A 991-nucleotide genomic window follows, 5' to 3' on the forward strand; every position below is an offset into this window, starting at 1 on the left:
CCGGACAAGTTCAAGAACAACGTGCTGGCGCTGGGCGACCTGGCGAAGTTCTTCAACCTGCCGACCATCCTCACCACCAGCTTCGAAACCGGCCCCAACGGCCCGCTGGTTCCCGAGCTGAAGGCCCAGTTCCCGGACGCGCCGTACATCGCCCGCCCCGGCCAGATCAACGCCTGGGACAACGAGGACTTCGTGAAGGCAGTGAAGGCCACCGGCAAGAAGCAGCTGATCATCGCCGGCGTGGTGACCGAGGTGTGCGTGGCGTTCCCGGCGCTGTCGGCCCTGGCCGAAGGTTTCGATGTGTTCGTGGTGGCGGACGCTTCCGGCACCTTCAACGAGATGACCCGCGACGCCGCCTGGCGCCGGATGGAAGCGGCCGGTGCGCAGCTGATGACCTGGTTCGGCGTGGCCTGTGAACTGCACCGCGACTGGCGCAACGATATCGAAGGGCTGGCGGCGCTGTGCTCGAACCACATTCCGGACTACCGGAACCTGATCACTGCTTACAGCACCCTGACTGCTGGCAAATAACAGCCCGCTGAAATGAAAACCGGAGCCTCCCGCGAGGCTCCGGTTTTTTGCTTTTCGTAGGAGCGAGCTTGCTCGCGAACCGCGTGGCACGGTGCTTACTCGTAGGAGCGGACTCCGTCCGCGATGTGCCTGCCTCGCGCCATGGTTTCCCGCGTCGCTTCGACGTGCGCGCGAACTTCCTGTTTCGCCCCCTCGGGCGACCTTCTTTGGCAAACGCCCCAAAGAAGGCAAAGGTCTTGCCCCGGACATCCGGTTTTTCGCCTAGGCGAAAAATGCCCTCGTTGAATCGAAGTTTCAGGGGCACGCGGCGAAGGGCCATCCCTGGCCCATCGCCGCTCTCGCGACATCCATGTCGCTCAACCCCTGAAACTCCGCTTCAACGAGGCCTCCTGAACGGGGGCGGTTCGGAGTGCGTGGGTGTTTTTCTGGAAGACTTCAAGAGCCAAAGCCAAAGCCAAAG

1 protein-coding gene is annotated in these 991 nt (G+C 62.9%); it reads left to right on the forward strand.

Features of this window, described 5'->3' with window-relative positions; translation table 11 throughout:
* Nucleotides 1-531, forward strand: a 531-nt coding sequence (ycaC, locus tag MJ122_RS29985; protein WP_239747207.1) for an isochorismate family cysteine hydrolase YcaC, incomplete at its 5' end; no start/stop codon positions are given.
* Between the last annotated feature and the right edge of the window lie 460 nt (nucleotides 532-991).

Origin of the sequence: Pseudomonas sp. DP-17 (genome assembly GCF_022380625.1) — a bacterium.
In the GTDB taxonomy this organism is placed as follows: Bacteria; Pseudomonadota; Gammaproteobacteria; order Pseudomonadales; family Pseudomonadaceae; genus Pseudomonas; species Pseudomonas nitroreducens_A.